This is a genomic window from Paenibacillus sp. JL3B1040 (genome assembly GCF_057063165.1).
Genome location: NZ_CM169317.1, coordinates 4,904,124 through 4,925,799, shown reverse-complemented (window position 1 = coordinate 4,925,799; position 21,676 = coordinate 4,904,124). Strand labels below are relative to the sequence as shown.

Annotated in this window: 23 protein-coding genes; 21 read left to right on the top strand and 2 right to left on the bottom strand. The window is 54.4% G+C overall.

Features of this window, described 5'->3' with window-relative positions; all coding sequences use genetic code 11:
* Nucleotides 1–74: 74 nt before the first annotated feature.
* The 7 genes from ACZF99_RS22660 to ACZF99_RS22630 all read left to right on the top strand — a co-directional run bounded on the left by ACZF99_RS22660 (nucleotide 75) and on the right by ACZF99_RS22630 (nucleotide 8,629).
* Nucleotides 75–1,160, top strand: a complete 1,086-nt coding sequence (locus ACZF99_RS22660) for an ABC transporter permease (RefSeq protein WP_483607204.1) — start codon at nucleotides 75–77, stop codon at nucleotides 1,158–1,160.
* Between the two features lie 7 nt (nucleotides 1,161–1,167).
* On the top strand, nucleotides 1,168–2,427 hold the full coding sequence (locus ACZF99_RS22655) for an ABC transporter permease (protein ID WP_240271036.1): 1,260 nt from the start codon (nucleotides 1,168–1,170) through the stop codon (nucleotides 2,425–2,427).
* Nucleotides 2,427–3,122, top strand: coding sequence for an ABC transporter ATP-binding protein (locus tag ACZF99_RS22650; RefSeq protein WP_483607203.1), 696 nt, complete (start codon nucleotides 2,427–2,429; stop codon nucleotides 3,120–3,122). The genes ACZF99_RS22655 and ACZF99_RS22650 overlap by 1 nt, the downstream gene beginning before the upstream one ends.
* 326 nt (nucleotides 3,123–3,448) lie before the next feature.
* The gene (gene hflX / locus ACZF99_RS22645) at nucleotides 3,449–4,729 is read left to right on the top strand and encodes a GTPase HflX (protein ID WP_483607202.1); all 1,281 of its coding nucleotides are present in this window, start codon (nucleotides 3,449–3,451) and stop codon (nucleotides 4,727–4,729) included.
* A gap of 140 nt (nucleotides 4,730–4,869) precedes the next feature.
* Entirely contained in the window at nucleotides 4,870–5,331 is a 462-nt protein-coding gene (locus tag ACZF99_RS22640; RefSeq protein WP_483607201.1) for a GNAT family N-acetyltransferase, read from the top strand.
* Nucleotides 5,332–5,967: 636 nt separating this feature from the next.
* Entirely contained in the window at nucleotides 5,968–6,900 is a 933-nt protein-coding gene (locus ACZF99_RS22635) for a manganese-dependent inorganic pyrophosphatase (protein WP_483607200.1), read from the top strand.
* 274 nt (nucleotides 6,901–7,174) lie between these two features.
* Nucleotides 7,175–8,629 carry a SulP family inorganic anion transporter gene (locus ACZF99_RS22630; protein WP_483607199.1) on the top strand — a complete coding sequence of 485 codons (1,455 nt, stop codon included), beginning with the start codon at nucleotides 7,175–7,177 and terminating at the stop codon, nucleotides 8,627–8,629.
* 139 nt (nucleotides 8,630–8,768) lie between these two features.
* Here ACZF99_RS22630 and ACZF99_RS22625 read toward each other — a convergent pair whose 3' ends face one another.
* Nucleotides 8,769–9,071, bottom strand: coding sequence for a hypothetical protein (locus ACZF99_RS22625; protein ID WP_483607198.1), 303 nt, complete (start codon nucleotides 9,069–9,071; stop codon nucleotides 8,769–8,771).
* Nucleotides 9,072–9,261: 190 nt separating this feature from the next.
* Between ACZF99_RS22625 and ACZF99_RS22620 the strand changes: the two genes are divergently transcribed.
* Nucleotides 9,262–10,656, top strand: a complete 1,395-nt coding sequence (locus ACZF99_RS22620; protein WP_483607197.1) for an amino acid permease — start codon at nucleotides 9,262–9,264, stop codon at nucleotides 10,654–10,656.
* Nucleotide 10,657: 1 nt separating this feature from the next.
* Here the strand turns inward: ACZF99_RS22620 and ACZF99_RS22615 are convergent, their stop codons facing one another.
* Nucleotides 10,658–11,290: a LysE family transporter gene (locus tag ACZF99_RS22615; protein WP_483607196.1), complete on the bottom strand. Its 633-nt coding sequence runs from the start codon at nucleotides 11,288–11,290 to the stop codon at nucleotides 10,658–10,660.
* Nucleotides 11,291–11,459: 169 nt separating this feature from the next.
* Between ACZF99_RS22615 and ACZF99_RS22610 the strand changes: the two genes are divergently transcribed.
* From ACZF99_RS22610 to ACZF99_RS22550, 13 genes are all read left to right on the top strand, one after another.
* A complete protein-coding gene (locus ACZF99_RS22610) occupies nucleotides 11,460–12,233 on the top strand; it encodes an MBL fold metallo-hydrolase (protein WP_483607195.1) in 774 nt (257 codons plus the stop codon).
* Nucleotides 12,211–12,789, top strand: a complete 579-nt coding sequence (locus ACZF99_RS22605; RefSeq protein ID WP_483607194.1) for a TetR/AcrR family transcriptional regulator — start codon at nucleotides 12,211–12,213, stop codon at nucleotides 12,787–12,789. Before ACZF99_RS22610 ends, ACZF99_RS22605 begins: the two co-directional genes overlap by 23 nt.
* Before the next feature lie 138 nt (nucleotides 12,790–12,927).
* On the top strand, nucleotides 12,928–13,197 hold the full coding sequence (locus tag ACZF99_RS22600; protein ID WP_483607193.1) for a YqkE family protein: 270 nt from the start codon (nucleotides 12,928–12,930) through the stop codon (nucleotides 13,195–13,197).
* Nucleotides 13,198–13,323: 126 nt separating this feature from the next.
* Nucleotides 13,324–13,683, top strand: a complete 360-nt coding sequence (locus tag ACZF99_RS22595) for a hypothetical protein (RefSeq protein ID WP_483607192.1) — start codon at nucleotides 13,324–13,326, stop codon at nucleotides 13,681–13,683.
* A 68-nt stretch (nucleotides 13,684–13,751) separates the two neighbouring features.
* On the top strand, nucleotides 13,752–13,943 hold the full coding sequence (locus ACZF99_RS22590) for a helix-turn-helix transcriptional regulator (RefSeq protein WP_483612908.1): 192 nt from the start codon (nucleotides 13,752–13,754) through the stop codon (nucleotides 13,941–13,943).
* Nucleotides 13,936–14,517: a peptide deformylase gene (gene def / locus ACZF99_RS22585; RefSeq protein WP_483607191.1), complete on the top strand. Its 582-nt coding sequence runs from the start codon at nucleotides 13,936–13,938 to the stop codon at nucleotides 14,515–14,517. Before ACZF99_RS22590 ends, def begins: the two co-directional genes overlap by 8 nt.
* A gap of 77 nt (nucleotides 14,518–14,594) precedes the next feature.
* Entirely contained in the window at nucleotides 14,595–15,245 is a 651-nt protein-coding gene (gene deoC / locus ACZF99_RS22580) for a deoxyribose-phosphate aldolase (RefSeq protein ID WP_483612906.1), read from the top strand.
* Between the two features lie 221 nt (nucleotides 15,246–15,466).
* Complete coding sequence (locus ACZF99_RS22575; RefSeq protein ID WP_483607190.1) at nucleotides 15,467–16,357, top strand: ABC transporter ATP-binding protein; 891 nt, start codon at nucleotides 15,467–15,469, stop codon at nucleotides 16,355–16,357.
* Complete coding sequence (locus ACZF99_RS22570) at nucleotides 16,354–18,534, top strand: hypothetical protein (protein ID WP_483607189.1); 2,181 nt, start codon at nucleotides 16,354–16,356, stop codon at nucleotides 18,532–18,534. Before ACZF99_RS22575 ends, ACZF99_RS22570 begins: the two co-directional genes overlap by 4 nt.
* 8 nt (nucleotides 18,535–18,542) lie before the next feature.
* Entirely contained in the window at nucleotides 18,543–19,256 is a 714-nt protein-coding gene (locus tag ACZF99_RS22565) for a hypothetical protein (RefSeq protein ID WP_483607188.1), read from the top strand.
* Between the two features lie 48 nt (nucleotides 19,257–19,304).
* Nucleotides 19,305–19,925 carry an RNA polymerase sigma factor gene (locus tag ACZF99_RS22560; RefSeq protein WP_483607187.1) on the top strand — a complete coding sequence of 207 codons (621 nt, stop codon included), beginning with the start codon at nucleotides 19,305–19,307 and terminating at the stop codon, nucleotides 19,923–19,925.
* Nucleotides 19,909–20,766, top strand: a complete 858-nt coding sequence (locus ACZF99_RS22555; RefSeq protein WP_483607186.1) for a hypothetical protein — start codon at nucleotides 19,909–19,911, stop codon at nucleotides 20,764–20,766. The genes ACZF99_RS22560 and ACZF99_RS22555 overlap by 17 nt, the downstream gene beginning before the upstream one ends.
* Complete coding sequence (locus ACZF99_RS22550) at nucleotides 20,763–21,614, top strand: ATP-binding cassette domain-containing protein (protein ID WP_483607185.1); 852 nt, start codon at nucleotides 20,763–20,765, stop codon at nucleotides 21,612–21,614. Before ACZF99_RS22555 ends, ACZF99_RS22550 begins: the two co-directional genes overlap by 4 nt.
* Nucleotides 21,615–21,676: the final 62 nt, after the last annotated feature.

Genomic DNA, 21,676 nt, shown 5'->3' with positions numbered 1-21,676 from the left:
TAGAAATAATAAAACCCAGAATGTGAATAGGGCAAAATCTGCCCTATTCATGTTTTGGTTATTTTGGAGGAAAAATGCGACAGATCATACAAGATATTTTTATAGGCAGAAAAATATTCATAATGCTTTTTGTTGGATTTCTCTTCACGATATTACCGATACAAATCGCTCTTTCAACCCAGTCCTATTTCGATGAAATCTTTTATGATTCCTTAAACGGTCATTTTCGATATTATTATTCTTTGGAATTAACGAACCTAAAGGAGATAAATCTCGATGAACTACAGAAAATCGCAAAAGCAAATTTTGGTAACTCAAGTGTAATTACCAATGATTTCACAGTTAATGATCCGGAACATGGCTTGATGATAATTACAGGGCTCTTAAATAATAAGTTATGGTCCCCCCCAATACTTAATGGGACGATGATGGAGTCGGAATCCAATGAGATAATCGTTGGTAAAATAGTATCCAATCATGTCGGGACCATCAATGTATTGGGCAGTGAATATAATGTCGTAGGGATTGCTGGAAGGGGCCTAAGCGATGCATATCATTTAAAGGCATATATTCATTTGAACAGTTTGCCGGATCCAATTAAAAGTAACATCGAACGAAGCAAATCTTTGAAGTTGTTGGTCAGATCAAATCAAAATCCAAAGTACGAAATAAGTTCTTTTATTTCCAAGATTAGCGAACTTGATAATGAAGTAAAAGCGAACATGAAAGATGAAACCAGTGTTTATAAACAAGCAAAAGACGCAAGGGGTATGGTGAAGGAAGTACTAAGTTACCCGTATCAACTTATTACGATCGCTTTAATCAATTGTATCATTGTAAGCTATTTGTGGATTTATCTAAAAAGAAAAGATATTGCTTTGAGAAAAGCTTTAGGAGCAAGCAATCTCAATTTATTTGTGCATATTATTACTCAGTTATTGTTATGTGCGTTTCTAGCGACACTTGGCTCCATCTTCATTCAGTTGCTTTTGACGAAATCAAGTGCCGGAATTTTTCAGCATACAAGTTACCTCATTAGCGCAAGTTCATATGTTTTTATCCTTGCGAGTTTGGTTACCGTGATAATTGCGTTAATAACTTCGATTGTACCGGTTTTGCATATATTAAAAATTGAACCTGCCAAAGCATTAAAGGAGTAGACGCGCTATGGTCAGAATGAGAGATGCTTTGAAGGCGCTGCGAAACAGATGGGTAATTTCCGTACTTCTGCTGATTCAATTTACATATGGATTATCTACCATAACAAGTTCCGGCAATATATTTTATAACTTTTACTACCTGAGTAATAACTCGCTTTTAGAGTTGGACAGTACTTATCTAGTTGTTCCCGGAAAAAATTTCGGGATGGTTGAGACTGAAAGATATAAAAATGATAAGCAACAAGTTGAGAAATTATATCGAATGCTTGATCATCATCAGGATGTTCTTTCATATGGCACTTACTATGAGGATATTGTAATACTTGACGAAAAAAAAGGCCCGCTCGACAGCAGATTGATGAAGGAGATGACCAAAAGCGACGGGCTTGATGATCCTTATATAAATGCAATCGTCATTGATGAAAACTATTATCACCTTTTAAACCTGAAGTTAGATAAAGGCCAAGGCTTTTCCAGACAGGATTTCGATAAGAATCACAATCAACAAGTCAATGTTCTCGTCGGATCTTATTTCAAAAAATATTTTAAAATAGGTGATTTCATTAATGATCAATACAGAATTAACGGTTTTTTGCCTGACAAGTACATTGTAAATAATAATTCTACAAACGTTTATTTGAATTTGAATAAAGCCATGTTAATTCCTATGCCTGAAGATCGATACAACAACTATGATTCCATGTATTCGAGGCTATTCTATGGCACCGTATTGAAGTTGCGAGAAGGGGCAAATCTGAATGAGTTAACTCGGATTATTCAACTTCCAGAGAGTAAAGTGAATATAAGTCTAAACAGTCTAGGGAAAGATGTTGGAGAAAATATAAAGGCCACTTTCTATGCGCAAATTCCTCAACTTATATTAGGTTGTTCCTTTATCCTATTCTCGATAATCAGTATCGCAATTACGACAATCGTGTCCATTATGATTAGGAAAAGAGAATTTGGAATCAAATTGGCTCTAGGTGAGAGCACGCGAGGGATATTAGGTCAAATCATTATTGAAAATTCAATTGTTGGGGTTATGGGCACGTGCTTATCTTTGGCGTATTTCATATCGAAGTTCAATAGACTGTTACAGAAATCAAGCGAATTTGATATGGCTAGTGTATTGGATTTTAAAATGAATGGTCCTATTTTTCTGCTCATTTTCATCATTTTAATGACAATTCTGGTCTGTTCGAGTTATATTGTGTATCCATATATTCGAAAACAAGAGATCAAATCATTAATCGGAGGGATGGAATAATGGAGGTGATCAGATTGCGCGAACTTAAAAAAGTGTATCGTCATAAATCCAATGAGACTCTAGCCTTGAGTGGCATTAACCTGACAATTAATCAAGGAGAGTTGGTTGCGATTATGGGCCCGTCAGGTTCCGGTAAGAGCACCTTGTTAAATATTTTGGGCCTGATGGATTCCCCCTCCGAAGGTGAATATTTTTTAGAGGGCCAATCTGTGAATCAGGTCAGAAGACATAAGATTCATATCACGAGAAATCAAATGATCGGTTTTGTGTTTCAGTATTTTGCCTTGCTGAAGGATTACACTGCACAGGATAATGTGATGCTACCGCTCACCTATCGAAGGTTAAGAAATAAAGAGAGGGTTGCCAAGGCAAGATACTATCTCCAAAAAGTGGGATTGGAAGAACACGTGCATAAAAAGCCGGATGAATTATCAGGGGGACAACAACAAAGGGTTGCCATCGCAAGAGCTTTGGTAGGGGAACCTGAAATCATTTTGGCAGATGAACCTACCGGTAATTTAGATCGAAAAACCGGAGAGGAAATTATGGATTTATTACAGGAAATAAATAGAGAAGGCAAGACAATTATCATCGTCACACATGACATGGAGGTTGCAAAAAAATGCCGTCGCATCATTGAAATCGTAGACGGGAAAATCCATACGGACCAGCTTAAAGGAACTCCTCGATTGTGAACGAATACGAATTGTGATAAACTGGAATCACTATGATAAGAACGGAGGGTTCCGTGTGTTGTACATTAAATTCCGTTTCACCACTTTGCGCGGCTAATTGAATACTGCCAAAGGCTCTGCACCTGTGCAGGGCGAACGGGATAGGTGTGCTATGATAAAGGGAACCGCATGGAACTTTAGAATAGAATATGCCTGATTTGGCCGAGAACGCGTTACGGGGGGAGCTATCACCCGTTGGGCGGGTTTCGGGCTGTTTTGGGAACCGTTTGCGTAAACACAGGTGCCGTGCCTGTGTTTATTTTTTTCCTAAAGGGAGGAACTCAGATATGACGGAACAACAAACATTGGAGCAAAAAGCCATCTTGGTTGGCGTAAATTTGAATCATCAGGCGGATTTCGATTATTCGATGGAAGAGTTAGCCAATTTGACGGAGGCATGCGACATTGAAGTCGTTGGCGTGCTCACGCAAAATCTGCCTAAAGTTACCCCATCGCATTATATCGGCACGGGCAAAATCGCCGAGGTTCGCGCGCTCATGGAGGCGCACGGCGGGAATCTCGTCGTGTTCAACGACGAGCTGTCCCCGTCGCAGCTCCGCAATCTGGAGTCCGATCTGCAGTGCAAGGTCATTGACCGGACGCTGCTGATCCTGGATATTTTTGCGGAGCGGGCCAAAACCCGCGAGGCCCAGCTTCAGGTCGAGGTGGCCCGGCTGAAGTACATGCTGCCGCGGCTCGTCGGGCTGCGGGAATCGCTGGGCCGCCAAAGCGGCGGGGTCGGTACGAAGAACCGCGGCGCGGGGGAAACGAAGCTGGAGCTCGACCGCCGGCGGATCGAGGAGAAGATCACCGCGCTCAGCCGCGAGTTGGAGACGCTGGTGGCCCACCGCCAAACCCAGCGCAAGCAGCGCAAGAAGAACGACGTGCCCGTCGTCTCGCTCGTCGGCTATACCAACGCCGGCAAATCGACGATCATGAACGCGTTGCTGGAGATGTATAGTCCCGGGCAGGAGAAGCAGGTGCTGGAGAAGGATATGCTGTTTGCCACGCTGGAGACGTCGGTCCGCAGCATTCCGCTGGAGGACAATAAGGCATTTTTGCTGACGGATACGGTCGGGTTTGTGAGCAAACTGCCGCATCATTTGGTGAAGGCGTTCCGATCCACGTTGGAGGAGGTCGCGGAGGCGGATCTGCTCATTCACGTCGTTGATTATTCCAACCCGGAATACGCCCGGATGATCGAAATCACCCACCAGACGCTCAAAGAAATCGGCATTACCGACATCCCGGCGATTTATGCCTACAATAAGTCCGACCGAACGGAACAGACGATCCCGGACGTTCAGGGGGACATCATCTACCTCGCAGCCAAGCCCCGCATCGGGATTGCCGAGCTGGTGGACGAAATCCGCCGGCGGATTTTCAAGGACTACATCAAGTGCACCATGTTGATTCCCTACGATAAGGGATCGCTGGTTTCTTACCTGAACGAGCATGCCAACGTGATGGAGACGAGCTACGAGGAGGATGGCACGAAGTTGGCCCTGGAGTGTAAGCAAAGCGACTTCGGAAGATATAAGGAATATGTGATTGAGGCGGCGGAATGAGGGGAGAGCAAGGGGGTTAGCCTGATCTTGTGGCGGGGTGTATCGTTCGAAAAACAACGGTTGTCGGATGGGAAAGGAAGACGTATAATAGCCCTCAAAACCACGTCTTTCTAACAAAGGAGATCGAAAGCATGTCCGATATGTTAGTAAAGTTATACGATCTGCCCCCGTTCGAATCGGTGGAGCAGTACGAGGCGCGCACGGGCGTGACGATCCGCCGGGCGATCGGGCCGGAGAAGCATGTTGTCGCCAAATGGGTGGGCGAGCATTTCAACGCGCATTGGGTAAGCGAGTGCGAGGTGGCGTTCGCCCGTACGCCGATTACCTGCATCATTGCCACGGAAAACGGCAAGCTGCTCGGGTTTGCCTGCTATGACACGACGATGAAAGGGTTCTTCGGGCCGACCGGCGTGGATGAGCAGGAGCGGGGCCGGGGCATCGGCAAACAGCTGCTCATGCATACGCTCTACCTGATGCGGGTGGACGGGTACGGTTATGCGGCGATCGGCGGAGCGGGCCCCAAGGACTTCTACGCCAAAGCGACCGGCGCGGTCGTGATTGAGGGCTCGGAGCCCGGAATCTACAAAGGGATGCTGCGATAATGCAACATCCCTTTTTTGCAGCAGTTGTAACGGACTCCAGCGCCGTTATTTGCCTGAACCGTACCCTTGCCCAAAGCTAACGGACTCAGATGACGTTATCTGGTTCAAATTGGCCGTCAGCCCCCTATTTGGAGCGTTGTAACGGCCTTTGAGTCCGTTAGATCGGGAAATATTCGGGAAATAGGCGAATAACGTCATTACGGTCCGTTAGCTGTTCGCTGTTTGCCGTTCGCTGTTTGCTGTTTGCCGTTCGCCGTTTGCCGTTCGCCGTTCGCTGTTTGCTGTTAGCTGTTTGCCGTTTGCCGTTCGCTGTTCGCTGTTCGCTGTTTGCTGTTTGCCGTTCGCTCCAGCCGCCAGTCGACATGCGCAGCGGCGCGGCACAGGTGCCCTTTTTGCCCCATTGATCTGTTTTATCGAAAACGATCCACCTTGCGCCTATCCCTGCATGTCTAATCTGCGATATCTCCAGTATGCACGATGGAGGTAGCGGACCCCTGCAACTCGCAATCCGCTGCAGCGACGAGGATGCTTAACGTTTGCTGAATGCCGACGGGACACCGAGGCCGCGCTCTTGATTGCCCCTCGGCTTATAAGCTATACTTTTGACATGAAGTCATGTTAAAGGGGAGTAATGAGATGGAAAAAGTATTGATTTTCGGTCATAAAAATCCCGATACGGATACGATTTGCTCGGCCATTGCTTATGCAGACCTGAAGTCCAAGCTGGGCTGGAACGTGGAGTCCGTACGGCTGGGCAGCGTCAACGGAGAAACGGCGTTTGCGCTGGAGCGTTTCGGCTTCGAAGCGCCGCGACTGGTCGAGGCGGTGGCCGCCGAAGTGAAGGAAGTGATTCTGGTCGACCATAACGAGCGCCAGCAAAGCGCCTCCGACATCGAGCAGGTGCGCGTGGTCGAGGTGATCGACCATCATCGGATCGCCAATTTCGAAACGAGCGGACCGCTGTATTACCGGGCTGAACCGGTGGGCTGCACCGCAACGATCCTGAATAAATTGTACAAAGAAAACGGCGTGGACGTACCGGCCAATATTGCCGGCCTGATGCTGTCCGCCATCATTTCCGATTCGCTGCTGTTCAAATCGCCGACCTGCACCGAGCAGGACGTTGCCGCTGCGCGCGAGCTGGCCGAAATCGCCGGCGTCAACGCCGAAGAGTACGGTCTGGACATGCTGAAGGCCGGAGCGGATCTCAGCGATAAGACGATCGAGCAGCTCATTACGCTGGATGCCAAAGAGTTCGATATGGGCGGAGCCAAAGTGGAAATCGCCCAGGTGAACGCGGTGGACGTAAACGATGTCTTGTCCCGCCAAGCCGAAATCGAAGCCGCTTTGAACGGGATCATCACCAGTAAAGGCCTCGACCTGTTCCTGTTCGTCGTGACCGACATCCTGAACAACGATTCCGTCGGTTTGGCGCTGGGGAAAGCGGCCGATGCGGTGGAGCAAGCCTATAACGTGAAGCTTGCCGACAACAAAGCGGTGCTGAAGGGCGTCGTCTCCCGCAAATCGCAAATCGTGCCGGTGCTGACGGACATCTTCAATAAACGTTAATCCCTGTTTTTTTCGACTTCCCAAAGTCTTGTCTTGCGAAGGTTGGCGAGCAGCCGGCCGTCAAGGCAAGGCTTTTTTTCATGGGATCGATCAAATTTAAAGCATTCCGGGGATGCAGGCAGGATGGGCGAGCATTTCTCGCGTTTAAGCGTTTTTATGACAGGCTCGCCGTTTGAGGCGGAGGCCGTCGTTTTATATAATCGAGATCGTGAGCGTTGCACCGGACCCCTGTTTGAATGCCAAAAAGAAATGAAATCACGAGGAGGATACTCGCTTGTTCAACCAATTGAATATCGGACAGACCTGGTTTTCCAATGTTCGGAGCGACGTATTGTCCGGATTGACGGTAGCCTTTGCCCTGATTCCCGAGGCGATCGCGTTTTCGATTCTGGCCGGGGTTAGCCCCATGGTCGGATTATACGCTTCGTTCTGCATTGCCGTGGTCATCGCGTTCGCCGGCGGTCGGCCGGGCATGATCTCGGCGGCCACCGGCGCCATGGCGCTGCTGATGGGCGGACTCGTCCGCGACCACGGCATTGAATATTTGTTTGCGGCCACCGTCCTGGCCGGAGTATTGCAAATGATCATGGGTTATCTCAAGCTGGGCCGATTTATCAGCTTTTTGCCGCACCCGGTGATGACCGGGTTCGTGAATGCGTTGGCTATTTTGATCTTTATGGCGCAGCTCACCCATTTCGACGGGCAAGGCTGGCTGATGTATGCGTTGGTCGCGTTAACGCTCGCCATCATTTATCTGTTTCCGCGGTTGACGAAGGTGGTTCCTTCCGCGCTGGTAGCGATTATCGCGGTCTCCGTCTTGACGATTACGCTGCAACTGGACGTCAGAACGGTCGGCGACATGGGCGCGATGACATCGGCGCTGCCGATGTTCCACCTTCCCGGGGTCGTATTGTCCTGGGAAATGCTCGGGACCATTTTCCCGGTGTCGCTGTCGCTGGCTTGCGTCGGACTGTTGGAATCGCTCATGACCGCAACGCTGATCGACGAGATCACGGATACGCCGAGCGACAAAAACCGGGAGATGAAAGGCCAGGGGCTGGCTAACGTCGTGACTGGATTTTTCGGGGGCATGGCGGGCTGCGCCATGATCGGCCAGTCGATGATCAACATGAAGTCCGGCGGTCGCACGAGGCTGTCGACATTGGTCTCCGGCGCGGGGCTTTTGTTCCTGGTCATCGTGTTAGGGGACGTGGTTCAACAGATCCCGATGGCGGCGCTCGTCGGCGTCATGGTTATGGTGTCGATCGGCACTTTTGATTGGTCTTCCTTGAAATCGCTGCGCAAAGTGCCCGTGTCCGACGCGCTCGTAATGGTCGTGACGGTCGTGGCCGTCGTGGCAACGGATAACCTGTCCATTGGCGTCGGCGTCGGCATACTGCTCAGCGCGCTTTCCTTCGCCTGGAAAATGGCCCGGATCCGGACCTCCATTCACGAGGAGCAGGGCGCCAAAACCTACGTTGTCGCCGGTCAGCTGTTCTTCGGAACGGTGAGTCATTTTCTGCAGGAGTTTGATGCGGCTGGCGATCCCGAACGGGTGGCGGTCGATTTTTCGAAGTCGCAGGTATGGGATCAATCGGCGGTGAACGCCATCTCGAAGCTGATTCTCAAGTATCGTCAGCTCGGCAAGGAAATCCGCATCATCGGACTGAACGAGGAAAGCACGAGACTGATCGAACGGGTGGGGTTGTCCGCTCCGTCGGGGCATTGATCAATAGAGTGTTCCTGAAATAGCGTGAGCATGGGGTGAGCCGGTTGATAGACTTAAGCGAACCTATAGCTGAACAAAACACGTCTGCAGTTATTTCCCCGACCGGCCCCGGTGTCCGCGCTAAGTTGTTTATAGTTCTTTACAAAAGATGAAACCGCTCCAGTTGATTCCAGAGCCCCTCCTCTTGAAGCACTTCCCGCTGCTTCGGCCCGATCAGGTCGAAATGGGGGAACGGCGAGCGGTGATGAATGTACCGGGCGGGAAGGCCGTGGTCCTCGCACCAGGCTTGGAGCCGCTCCAGATCGGAACAGCCGACCTTGGTGACGGTCTTGGCTTCGGGAAACCGCGGATCCAGCCAGAAGTGGGTCAGGAAGCCGATTTCGCCGCGGGCCACCGTTTGTTTCCATGCTTCCAATTCTTCTCGCGACACGCCGAACGCCACAGTCCTTCCTCCTTCTTACAGTTAGTTATATCCTTGAGCAACCTGCACTGAGCAAACATTATATCATATTTTTCGTTTGCCCCGTTCGGCAACCTATAGGTAAAACCAGGGTTACATATTTCCCCCTCCCCGTCCGCACAATAGGTGGATGACAAGGTAATAGACATCCGAAGAAACGGGGGACGATGTGATGGCGAAGGCGCAAAACGGAGCGGAGAAAAAAGGAGAACTGCGCTGGTGGCAGCTCTCCTTGCTGGGGGTGGCGTCGACCATAGGCACCGGTTATTTTCTCGGGTCGGGAATCGGGATCCGCATGGCGGGGCCCTCTATCCTGATCGCTTTCCTGTTGGCTGCAGTCGGCACCTATACCGTGTTTGAGGTGTTGGCCCGAATGACTGCGGCTCGGCCGGAGCAGGGCTCCTTCCGTTCTTACGCGAAACGGGCTTTCGGGCGCTGGGCGGGCTTCGGCAGTGGATGGGTTTATTGGAGCTCGGAACTGCTGATCATGGGCAGCCAACTGACGGCATTATCCCTGTTCTCGCGGTTTTGGTTCCCCGGCGTACCGATGTGGATATTTGCAATCGGATATGCCGTGCTGGGGCTTGGCGTAATTTTGCTGGGCAACAGGGTGTTCGATTCGATGGAAAATGTCCTGTCGGTCATCAAAATCGCCGCGATTCTGATGTTCCTGGCGGTGGCCGGAGCCGCGCTGATGGGTTGGATTCCCGGGGGAGGCGGGAAGGCGCCGGAATTTCCGCATACCGCGAAGACCTTTTTTCCGGCCGGAGGAATGGGCTTGTGGTCGGGATTCATCTTTGCGTTTTATGCCTTCGGCGGGATCGAGGTCATGGGGATGATGGCCGTTCGGCTGCGTGATCCGAAGGAGGCTCCGAAATCCGGCAAAATCATGCTGCTGTTGCTCTCGGTGGTGTATTTGCTCTCGGTGGGGCTTGCGGTCACTCTGGTTGCCTGGAACGCGATCGACCCGAAGCGAAGTCCGTTCGTAACGGCCCTCGGCCAATATCCGCTGCCGTTTATTCCCCACGTGTTTAACGGCGTATTGATCGTGGCCGGATTCTCCACGATGGTGGCCTCGCTGTACGCGGTTACGACCATGCTGGTCACCCTCGCCAAAGACAAGGATGCGCCGCCGTTGTTTGCCCGGAAGGGCTGGCGCGAACGCCCGTTGTTTGCCATCGGCATGACCGCAGCCGGTCTTGCGGCTTCCGTGGTTCTGTCCTTCGTCATGCCGGGGCGCATTTACGAGTACATTACGACGTCGGCCGGATTGCTGCTGCTATATAACTGGTTCTTCATTCTGGTTACGTCGGGCAAATTGCTCAAACTCAGCGTCTTTGGGCAGGTCAAACGCTGGGGAGGCATGGCCTTAATCGCCTTGGCGGTAACGGGAACCTTGTTCCATGACACGAGCCGGCCGGGGTTTTGGGGCAGCTTGTTGTTTGTCGGCGTGATCGGGATCGTGACGCTGATCATGCAGTTTGCCGTCTGGAAACCGAAGCGGCAGGCCAAACGGCGGGGACGTCCGGCCAAGTCCCTGGCCCTGCGCCCGAAGCGGACGACGTGAATCAAAGCCGTTCCGCCAGCAGCAAGGCCGCCTGATAGCCGAAATAAAGGCCGAAGCCGATCAGGGACACCCCGGACAACACTGAAACGAGTACCAGAATCCGGTCCGTCAGCAGCTTGCGGAATACGCTGGCAAACCCGGCCATGGTGAAATCCCAGAGCAACAGCCCCAGAATAATGGCACCGCTGTTGACGATCAGGTCTTGGGTGCTCACGCTTGCTGCGGCTTGGGCCAATACCGAACCGTAAATCCCCAGCCAGAACAAAATGGACAGCGGGTTGCTGACGGACATGAGAAAGCCGGACAGGAACGATTTTTTCAGCGGCTCGCTACCCCTCATTTCGCCCGCCGGGATTTTGCCGGCTTGCTTCAGGCTGTCGATCCCGATATAGGTGAGTACGAAAAAGCCGAACAACCAGAGGAAGGTTTTCATGAACGGGGTATCCAGAAAATGCACGACGCCGAAATAAACGAGCAGCATGTACAGCAGATCCGCGGAGAGGGCGCCCAGACCGACGAACCAGGCATGCAGGAACCCGCCGCGTATGCCTTTGTCCAATTGGGCGGCATTTACCGGTCCGATAGGAGCGGATAGGGATAAGCCGAGTAGCACATAGCTAAAGAAGCTGTTCATTGCGAAAACCTCCAACCGTCGAAATTAGGAAAGCTGCTTGTACTACAGCATATTCAAATACGTACGCTTGTACGACTTCAAAAAAAGGGAAAATGCTTCTTGAAAAACTAATATCATTAGTTTAAACTTAAACTAATGATATTAGTTAATGAGAGAGAGGCGATATATGATGAGAACAACGAAGTACGGGAAGCTGCTGCAGCTGTCGTTTATGCCCCGGTTGTTTCCGGTCAACTGTTATCTGGTGGAAGAAGCGGAGGGCGTCACGTTAATCGACGCGGCTTTGCCTTACAGCGCCAAAGGGATTCTTCAGGCGGTCCGAGACATCGGCAAACCGTTAACCCGCATCGTCCTGACGCATGTACATGACGACCACGTCGGTGCGCTTGACGCCATCAAAGCGATGCTCCCCGATGTTCCGGTGTACGTGTCCGCCCGCGATGCGCGCCTGATGGGCGGGGACGTCTCGCTCGATCCGGGCGAACCGTCATCCCCGATCCGCGGCGGCGTGCCGAAGAAGCTGGCGACCCGCGCGGATGTCACGTTTACGGATGGGGAGCGCATCGGCTCGCTGCTGGCGGTGGCGGCGCCGGGCCATACGCCGGGTTCGTTTGCGCTGCTCGACACGCGCAGCGGCGCGCTCATCGTGGGTGACGCCTTCCAAACCCGGGCGGGCATCGCCGTGAGCGGCACTTTGCGCCCGCTGTTTCCGTTTCCCGCGCTGGCCACCTGGCACAAGGAAACGGCGCTCGCCAGCGCCCGCAAACTGGCGGGTCTGAAGCCTTCGCTGCTGGCGGCCGGGCACGGGCCGGTGCTGGAGCGGCCGGCCGCCGCCATGGCCCGGGCGATCGCGGCGGCGGAACGCGCGCTTGGAGCGGCGGCAACCGCGGCGGCAGAGGCCGGCCGGGAGGTGGATGGGCATGTCGCCAAGAATCGGGATTGACGGCAAAGCGGTGCTGATGGCGGCCGTGGACGTGGCCAACGCGGAAGGGGCGGAAGCGGTGACGATCACCTCGGTCGCCAAGAAGCTGGGGATCCGGCCGCCCTCCCTGTACAACCACGTGAACGGCCTGGAGCAAATTCGCACGGAGCTCGCCAAATATGCGCTGGATCGGCTATATGAACAGATTTCCGCCGCCGTCGGAGAGCGGACGGGGGAAGCGGCGATCCGGGCTTTCGCCGAAGCTTATCTGGAGTTTGCCCATGTCTTTCCCGGATTGTACGATGCGGCGCAAGCGGCGCCGGGTCCCGAACACCCATCGCTGCAGGAAGCCGGTGGGCGCCTGGTGGATTTGATCCTGCGTTATCTCGGCAGCTACCCGCTTACGGAGGAGCAAGCCTTGCATGCGGTCCGCGGGCTGCGGAGCTTGATTCACGGCTTCGCTTCGCTGGAACGCCGCAGAGCATTTGCCCTTCCGCTGGAGGTGAGGGACAGCCTGGAGTTTAATCTCGGCCTGTTCCTCGGCGGATTGGAACGACTCACGCAGCAGCGGGGATGAAATGCCGAGCCCTCTCCGAACGGACGGTTTATTTTCGTCCGACGGTTTGCGCGGCAGCCTGCGATTGACAACATTTTTTCGACTATGATACTTTAGGCTTGAACGAATGGATCGCAAGGAAACCGAGGTGAAGCATTCATGGGTAAGAAGAAGGGACGTTCCGTGCAAGGCGCCCCGGCCAATGCGGCTGCGGATAAGCCGGCCACGCTAAAGGACCTCCTTGGCGAGGAGACGCTGGCCAAGCTGAAGACGCAGGCCAATGAACTGAAGAAGGAAGAAGAACGCCGCCAGGAAGAGGCCCGCATCCGTAAGGAGGAAGCGCGCCGGGCCGAGCAGAAACGGCTCGACAACGATTTCGAGCACCTGCTGAATACGAGCGATCTGGACTGGCACAAGTATAAAAAATAAGGTGGTTTGCGATAAAGCAAATAAAGCAACAATACAAAGCAATTCGCGAGGAATGCAAAGGCTCTTGCGGCTCCTGGAAGCGGGAGCTTTTATTTTTGCGCGAAAGGCAAAAGGAGGCGGCGGTTAGTGGAACACATCGGGGCGTGGATCGTCTTTTTCCTGTTGATCGTGGCGCTGGGGTTGTTTAACCAAAAATTCAAATATTCGGCCAAGCTCCGAGAATCTTACGAGGAGCTGACCTCGCTTGCGGACCGGACCCGTAAAGGCCGGACGACGAAAGCGGATCTGGCGCGCTGGGATGCCGCCTTGAAGCGGCTGGAGAGATATCCGAGCGAGTACAATAAGCTGGATCAGGAAGTCCGTTTGCGCGAGGCCTACGTCCGCTATTTGGAGCAGCATTATCCGGAGGATGAGCGGCTTCCGGAGCTGCGCGAAGCGGCGGGATTTCGGAAGGATTCGATCTGGGGGATCAAAATGAAATCTTGATTTTGACAGCTTTCACGGGTCGTGATACCATGAAGAAGTCCAAAACTTTTGACATTTTGGTGATGCCGATGAACAATAAGATCAAGCAGTTTCGGAAGCGGCTGGGCTTAACCCAGAATGAGCTGGCCGCGGAATGCGGCGTGACGCGCCAAACGATCAACAGCGTGGAGAACGACCGGTACGACCCGACGCTAGAGCTTGCGTTCAAGCTTGCGCATATTTTGCAGACGAAGGTGGATGAACTGTTTATTTATGAGTAAATTCAACCGCGATTATATCATTACGATGGATGATATTGTAAGAGAAGGGGAGCCTATTCTTAGGGTGGTGACGGAGCCCGTCAGCGTGCCCCCAACCGAGGAAGACCGCGAGGAAATGGCGGCGATGCTGCAATTTCTGAAGAACAGCCAGGATCCGGAGATGGCGAAGAAATACAAGCTTCGCGCGGGCGTGGGGTTATCGGCCAATCAGATCGGACTAAACAAGCGGATGTTCGCCGCCTTGCTGACGGACGAAAACGGCCAAGATCGGCCAATCGCCATGTATAACCCGAAGATCATCAGCCATTCCCAAGCGATGACGTATTTGCCGGAAAGCGAAGGCTGCCTGTCGGTGGACCGGCCGGTACAGGGATTCGTTCCGCGCTATGAGAAGGTTCAGATCAAGGCCTGCGATGAGGCGGGCAACGAGGTCAAGCTGCGGTTCAAAGGCTTCGATGCGATCGTGATGCAGCATGAAATCGACCATTTGAACGGCATCATGTTTTATGATCATATCAATCCGGAGCACCCGTTCAAGCTGCCGAGCGGCGTGACGATTTCCAGCTTATATTAAGATTAACTTAGCCCAAAAGACTTTGAATCACGAACGGAGGAATTCCCTTGTCAACCCATGCCCTATCCATTACCGCTATGATCGATCATACCCTGCTGAAAGCGGATGCCGGACGCGCCGCGATCGTCAAGCTGGCCGAGGAAGCCAAGCAGTACGGCTTCGCTTCGGTTTGCGTCAACCCGACCTGGGTGAAGACCGCTGCGGAGGTACTGAAGGACTCGCCCGTCAAGGTTTGCACGGTCATTGGCTTTCCGCTGGGCGCTTCGGCTCCGGAAGTGAAGGCGTTTGAAGCCGCCCATGCCATTGCCGAAGGCGCCGGCGAAGTCGATATGGTCATCAACATCGGCGCGCTCAAAGACGGCGACGACGATTTGGTACGCCGCGATATCGCCGGAGTCGTTCAGGCCGCCGCCGGCAAAGCGCTGGTGAAGGTCATCATCGAAACTTGCCTGCTCACCGACGAGGAAATCGTGCGGGCCAGCAAGCTGTCCGTCGAAGCCGGAGCGGATTTTGTCAAAACGTCGACCGGCTTTTCGACCGGCGGCGCGACCGTGGAAGCGGTGGCGTTGATGCGCAAAACGGTCGGACCGGACGTTGGGGTGAAGGCTTCCGGCGGCGTGCGCTCGCTGGCCGATGCCGAAGCGATGGTCCGGGCGGGAGCGACGCGTCTCGGCACGAGCGCCGGCGTGGCGATCGCCCAGGGCCAAAGCGGGCAGAACGCTTATTGAGACGATTGAAGATGGCCCGGTGCGATCCCGGTCGGTATATAGGTCTATAAGCTGAAGAAAGATAGAGAAACAGGGTGCTATTCCAGAGCGGTTGTGGGGTAGCATCCTTTTTTTGAATACGGGGAACTATAGTTTAAAACTTTTTTGCCGCCGTTCCCGTTACAGGAACAGAAGCCTACCGCGGAAGGCTGATGATCACTATTTCGGGAAAGAGGAACACTATGATACAAATCGATCATTTATCGAAAAAATATGCGCGCGGCGGTTTGGCGCTAGATGACGTCACCTTAACGTTGAACGAAGGCATGGTCGGCCTGCTTGGCCCGAACGGTGCCGGCAAATCGTCGCTGATGCGCATTTTGGCCACACTCACGCCGCCTACCTCGGGCGAAGCGACCGTCTTTGGCGTGCCGCTTAGCCAAGCGGAGGAAATTCGCCGCCTCATCGGTTATTTGCCGCAGCAGTTCCAGGTATACCCGCAGCTAACCGGCGAAGAATACCTCGATTACGTTGCCGTTATGAAAGGAATGACGGACAAGAAGCGGCGCAAGGCGGAAATCGAAGCGCTGTTGGAGCAGGTGAACCTCAAGGATAAGGCGCGAAAAAGAGTGCAAACTTATTCCGGCGGCATGAAACGCCGCCTCGGTATTGCCCAGGCGCTGCTCGGTTCGCCGCGGTTGCTGATCGTGGACGAACCGACCGCCGGTCTGGATCCCGAGGAGCGCGTCCGCTTCCGTAACCTGCTGACCCGCTTCAGTCTTGGCCGAATCGTGCTGCTGTCGACGCACATCGTCGCCGATATCGAAAGCAACTGCCGGCAGATCGCCGTGCTGGACAAGGGTAAAGTCAAGCTGTCCGGCGAATTGGCCGACCTGCAGGAATTCGGGCGCGGCAAAGTATGGGAGAGCCGGCTCTCGGAAAGCCAGTTCGCCGGTCTTGACCCGATGTCCGTCGTGTCCACGCGGCCGGTCGAAGGCGGCGGCTTATTGTGCCGGGTCATCGGTGCGGCGCCGCCACCCGGGGCAGATACGACGCTCGTCCAGCCCACGCTGGAGGACGGCTATTTGGCCCTGTTGCGTATGGGCCGGACGGAAGGAGCGGCTCGGCGATGAACAAATGGCAACGTCCGTTTCAGTTTGAAATGCGGATGATATTCCGCAACCCTTGGCTGCTCGCTTTGCCGGTGTTGTTTGGCCTTCTGCTGTTCTGGAACCTCGGCAAAATAACGGGCCCGTTCGCTGCATTTTATAGCGACGCGTACCTTTTGCTGTCGCTTTTGCACACGCTAACCCTGGGACTGGTCATGCTGGTGGGGGTGTTATCCGTGCGCCGGGACATCCGGCGCGCCGCCTACGAATGGAGCGCGGCGCTGCCGGTCTCTTACGCCGCCCGCATCTCGGCGAAATATATCGCCGGCTTGCTGTATTTCACGTTGTTTACTTTGCTGGCTGGCGCGGCTTATGCCTGGGCTTCGGCGCAAACCGGCGTCGCTTCCCCTATAACGTGGGATAACGCGACATTTTTCATGATTTCTTATGAGGTGTCCTATATGGTTACCCTGGCGCTGGCCATGCTGCTGGCGGTTTGCATCGGCAACCGGGCCGTTTATCTGATCGCGTTTTGCGCATGGATGTTCGGCACGTTCTTTATGGATTTGTTCCTGCTGAACCGCAGCGCCTTGTATTTCCTCAGCGTTTTCCATCTCAGCAAGCTGTTTGTGTCGGGTGACATGGACTCCGAGACCTGGGGGGTTCGTCTGATCTCCGATGAATTGGCCGCCTCGCGCGGGTTTGTACTGGCTTTTTCCTTGCTGTTGGTGGTGATGTCCGTACTGGTCTTGAACCGGCTGCGTCCTACGCAGCGCCGGACGGCGTCCTGGATGGCGGCCGGAATCGCGCTGCTACTGGCGGCCGGGGCGTTTGTTCCCTACGGAATGATCTGGAAGGAGCGTTATGCCGAATATGAGGCGAAATGGCATGACCCCTCCGTGAAGACGGCAGCTCAATTTCGAGATGAGAAACCGGCGAATTTTCGCATTTCGAGTTATGATATCGTCCTGAAAAGGGAACCGAACGACCGAATTCAAGTTAAGCTGCGGCTGGAAATTCCGGCCGGCCAGCTTGATGGAGCCCGTGAGCTTCCGCTAACGCTCAACCGCGCTTTCAACGTAGAGCGGGTCATGGTAAACGGCGCCGAGGTATCGTTTGCCCATCGCGGGGAAGCGTTGACCGTCAACTTGAAGGAAGCGCCGAAAGGTGCCCTTGAGGTGGACATGGAATATGGCGGGAACGTCGAAGATTACGTGCCGACGGATTATACGCAAGGAGCTTTTTACGCTTTCGTAAAGGGAGAGAACGTTCTGCTGCCGGGATATATCGCCTGGTATCCGTTGGCGGGCCACCGCTCGGTGTACCTGAAGGAAGAATTTAACCGAACGAAGGTGCAGTTGGCGACGGACTATCTGAATTGGGATCAGCGGCGTCTTCCGCCGGCGGAGGTGCGCCTCCGCGTCTCCGGCTTCAAAACGCCGCTGTACGCCAATCTGACGGAGACCGGGCGGGACGGCGACGGGCAAACCTTCGCAAGCAAGGACGTCGCCGACATCCGGCTGCTTGGCGGAAATTTCATCGAGCTGAGCCATCCCGGAGTTCCGGTAAATATGATCACCGTCCCCTACAAGGAGAGAGTGGCCGGCGAACTGTTGGAGAAGTGGGCGGATATGCACGCTTATTTCACATCCTGGGTGGAGCGGTATCAGCCGAAGCTGGACACCGTGCAGTATTTTTGGATCGATGATCCCCATACGCCTACGTCTGAACGGAAAAACGACCGGACTTACTATATGTACTGGATGAGCGGGGAGCCGGAGCAGGATGCGGAGACTTTGATGAACAACATGCTGCTCGGCACTATGGCGGGCGATGCTTGGGTGGAGCAGAGAAGCGAGGACGTGCGTCTGCAAATCCGCTCGTTGATGTGGTACCTGTATTACCGGGAACATAAAGGTTACTCCGAGGAAGAATTAAAGACAGGGCAATTCGGGAATATGCTCTATTATCTGTACAACAACCCGCAAGAGAGCGATCCGGACGGCTTGGCGCTGCGGATGGTTCACGAGGTGGGACGCGCCCTTGACGAAGGAAAACAGAAGCGGGTCAAGCAAGTGCTGAACTATTTTTACGATAAAGGCTTGGAAATTGAGCCTCCAGAGAAGGAGTCTGCGCCGCTTCAAAACAAGATTCCGTATGAAACATGGGAACGGGAATGGAAGAAGGTGATGGGCGAGTGATTACGGAAATGAAAAGCTGGAGCCGGGGGCTTGGCTTTGACGTCAAGCTGCACAAGCAGCCGATGGCCTGGGTGACGCTGCTGGTATTCGGGCTGTACCTGCTCAGCATCGTGCTCAGCGATCCGGAGCGGCCGCGAACCGTTTATTATTTCTCGGAAATGGGGATGTTTCCGGTCGCGATCATGTTGACCTTGCTGCAGTTTCAACGGGAAATTGGCGGAGGCGGCATGGAATTGATCGCCACTTATCCCGTCTCGCTGAGGGCGCTGGCACTGCGCAAGTGGGGGATGGCTATCCTGCTTACGCTGGGCCTCGGGGCCGTCCTTATGTCGGTCTATCTCGGGAGGTTCGGAACCATAACGACCGTTCGCTACCCGTGGAGCGGCGCAGCCCCGATTCCGAAAAGCGAGATGAGCGTCGTCGCTTTGCTGCTGCAAAATTTGCCGGCTTATGTGCTGCTCATTACGCTGACGATGGCGGGGATCGTAGTGTTCCGCAAAATTTATGGCGGCCTGATCTTGGGATTTGCCGTCTGGATGCTTGATACGATCAGCGGAGGAAGCTGGCTGGGCCAATGGGCCCTGTACGCGTCGTATTTGCGGCCGGGGGATTCGTTTCCGATGAACCGGTTCGCGCTGCTGACGGCGTCCGCGCTGCTGCTCGGTTTTGCGGTTTGGCTGATCGGACGGCGGGAACGCTGGATCGCGGTGGAAGAGGAATAATTTTCAGGAATAGATCGGAACTTGAGCTGACGAGGAGGGGAGACGACCATGATTTCGGATCAGCTGCTGGCCGAGCGAATGGCACAAGGGGATCAGGAAGCGTTTGAGCTGCTGGTGACAAGGTATCACGGCTTGTTGCTCAGCTATGTCACCAGCCAGCTCAACGACAGAAACAAAGCGGAAGACATTGTCCAGGAGACGTTTATCCGGCTGATCCGGCATTTGAGGCGGCACGGCGCGATGGAGCAGCTCCGTCCCTGGCTGTACAAGGTGGCGCTTAATTTGTGCCGGGATTACTGGCGCAGCGCCGCCTATCGTTCGGAATCCGTCGGCGCCGTCGAACTGATGGAAGGGGCGGATATATCCCCGCAGGCGGAGGAATTGATCGAACGCCAGGAGACGGCGCAGCAGCTCGCGGAGTCGCTGGCCTGGCTTCCGGAGCTGCAGCAGGAAGTCGTGCGCATGCGCTTCTTTCATGAGCTGAAGCTCCAGGAAATCGCCGAATTGCTTGAATTGCCGCTCAGCTCGGTGAAATCCCATCTGTACGGGGCGCTGCGCAAGCTGAAGCGCGTGCTGGGCAAATCGGGGGAGTTTTCCGCTTTGGAAGACAAACCTCAAAAATCCCAAGAACAAGAAAGCGAGGTGCCGATTCATGGAACCATCCATTGACAAAGAGCTGGAACACCTGGAGCGGGAGCTGCGCGAACCGCTGCGGCAAGCGCTGCAGCCCGGGCCGGCGCCGTCGGAAACGGCTGCTCTGATCGCTGCGCTTCAGCCGGAATTTGACGCGCTCCGGGCTCAAAGCGATGCAAGGCCGCTTGATTTCAACCCGCACGTTGAGGCGCCTTCGCTGCGCCGGCTGCTGTGGAGCCAGTTCCGGCTGAACCGGAGGTCGCTGGTGCTGACCGGAGCAGCGGTTTTTCTCATGCTGATCTTTCTGGTTGATCCGGCGCGTCCGTTTTCCAATTTTTTGTTCGGCGACGATCTGCCGGGCGTCTTCCCGCTGATTACACCGCTGATGCTGATCGCCTCCATGCTGTACAGCTACCGCTCGTGGGATCGCGGTATGCGGGCCGTGGAGAGCATTACGCCGTATCCGCCCGCCCTGGTCGTCTATACCCGCATGCTGATGGTGATCGCCCTCGTGGTCGGGTGGGCGCTGATCAGCACCGTTGTCGTCGGCATCCGCGTCACGGCGGTGGGGGAAGCCGCGATGCCTTTCATCCCGTTTTTGCTGCAGTGGCTGGGGATATCGCTCTTGACCGGAGGTGCCGCCATGTATGCCTTGTTTCGCTACGGACTCAAGACGGCTCTATTTGCCGCGGCGGGAATTTACCTTCTCTGGCTGTTCGCCGAAAGCGGAACGCTGGCGTTGCACGGAATCGCCGGGCGGGAAACGGCGCTGAATGCCGTGCTGCTGCTGTTCGGCGTCGTGCTGCTGCTTCGCTCCTACCAACGCAGCCGAATTCTGCAATTTACCGGTGGGGGAGCGGAGGAACAGCAGCCATGATCGCCGTCGAACATTTGCGCGGGCAGCCGGTGGGCGGCTTTTGCCTGCAGATCGATACGCTGCGGCTGCATCCGGGGCTAACGCTGCTGGTCGGTGCCAACGGCGCCGGGAAAACGACGCTGCTGGAGCTGCTGGCGACGGTGCGAATGCCGTACCGAGGGACGATTCGCTACCAGCGGCGATCTGCGCTGGAGGATTTGCCGCTCGTGCGCAGCCAAATCGGATATGTGCCGGCAGAGATCGAGTTATATGAAGAAATGACGACGTATCGGCTCCTGGCGTATTTTTCCGAGTTAAAAGGCGTGTTCAATCCGGAGCGGGCCGGGGTGCTGCTCCGCGATTTTCGGCTGGAGCCGTACCGGAATACGCGGATAAAAGCGTTATCCCAAGGGGTGCGGCGGCGGATCGTCCTGGCCCAATCCTTGCTGGCCGCGCCGAACTTTCTGTTTCTGGATGAGCCGTTAAACGCGATGGATTCCGAAGAGCGGAAGCTGGCGGTGTCTTATCTGAACCGGTACGCCGAAGGGCGCACCGTTATCGCCGCGGTGCATGAGATGAACGAGTGGGGCGCGGCGGCGGACTATATTTTATGGCTGGACCGTGGCCAAGTCCGGTTTTACGGCCGGAAATCGTCGTGGCTGGAGGATCTGCCGTGCCGGGTTTGGGAGGGCGCCATCACGCGCGAGCAGTTCGCTGCCTGCCCGGAGGAGGGGCTGATCGTTTTTCGGGAGGTTCCCGGCGGGGTGTATGTCCGGCTGGTGGCCGAGTTCCGGCCTTTTCCCGGGCTTTCGGAAGGCGATCCGTCCCTGGAGGACGTTTATTTTATGCGAAAATACGCCGGAGGCTAAACGCTTTTTGGAATTCATATTATTTTTATCGGATTTCCTATTTTCAAATAACGCGAGATGTG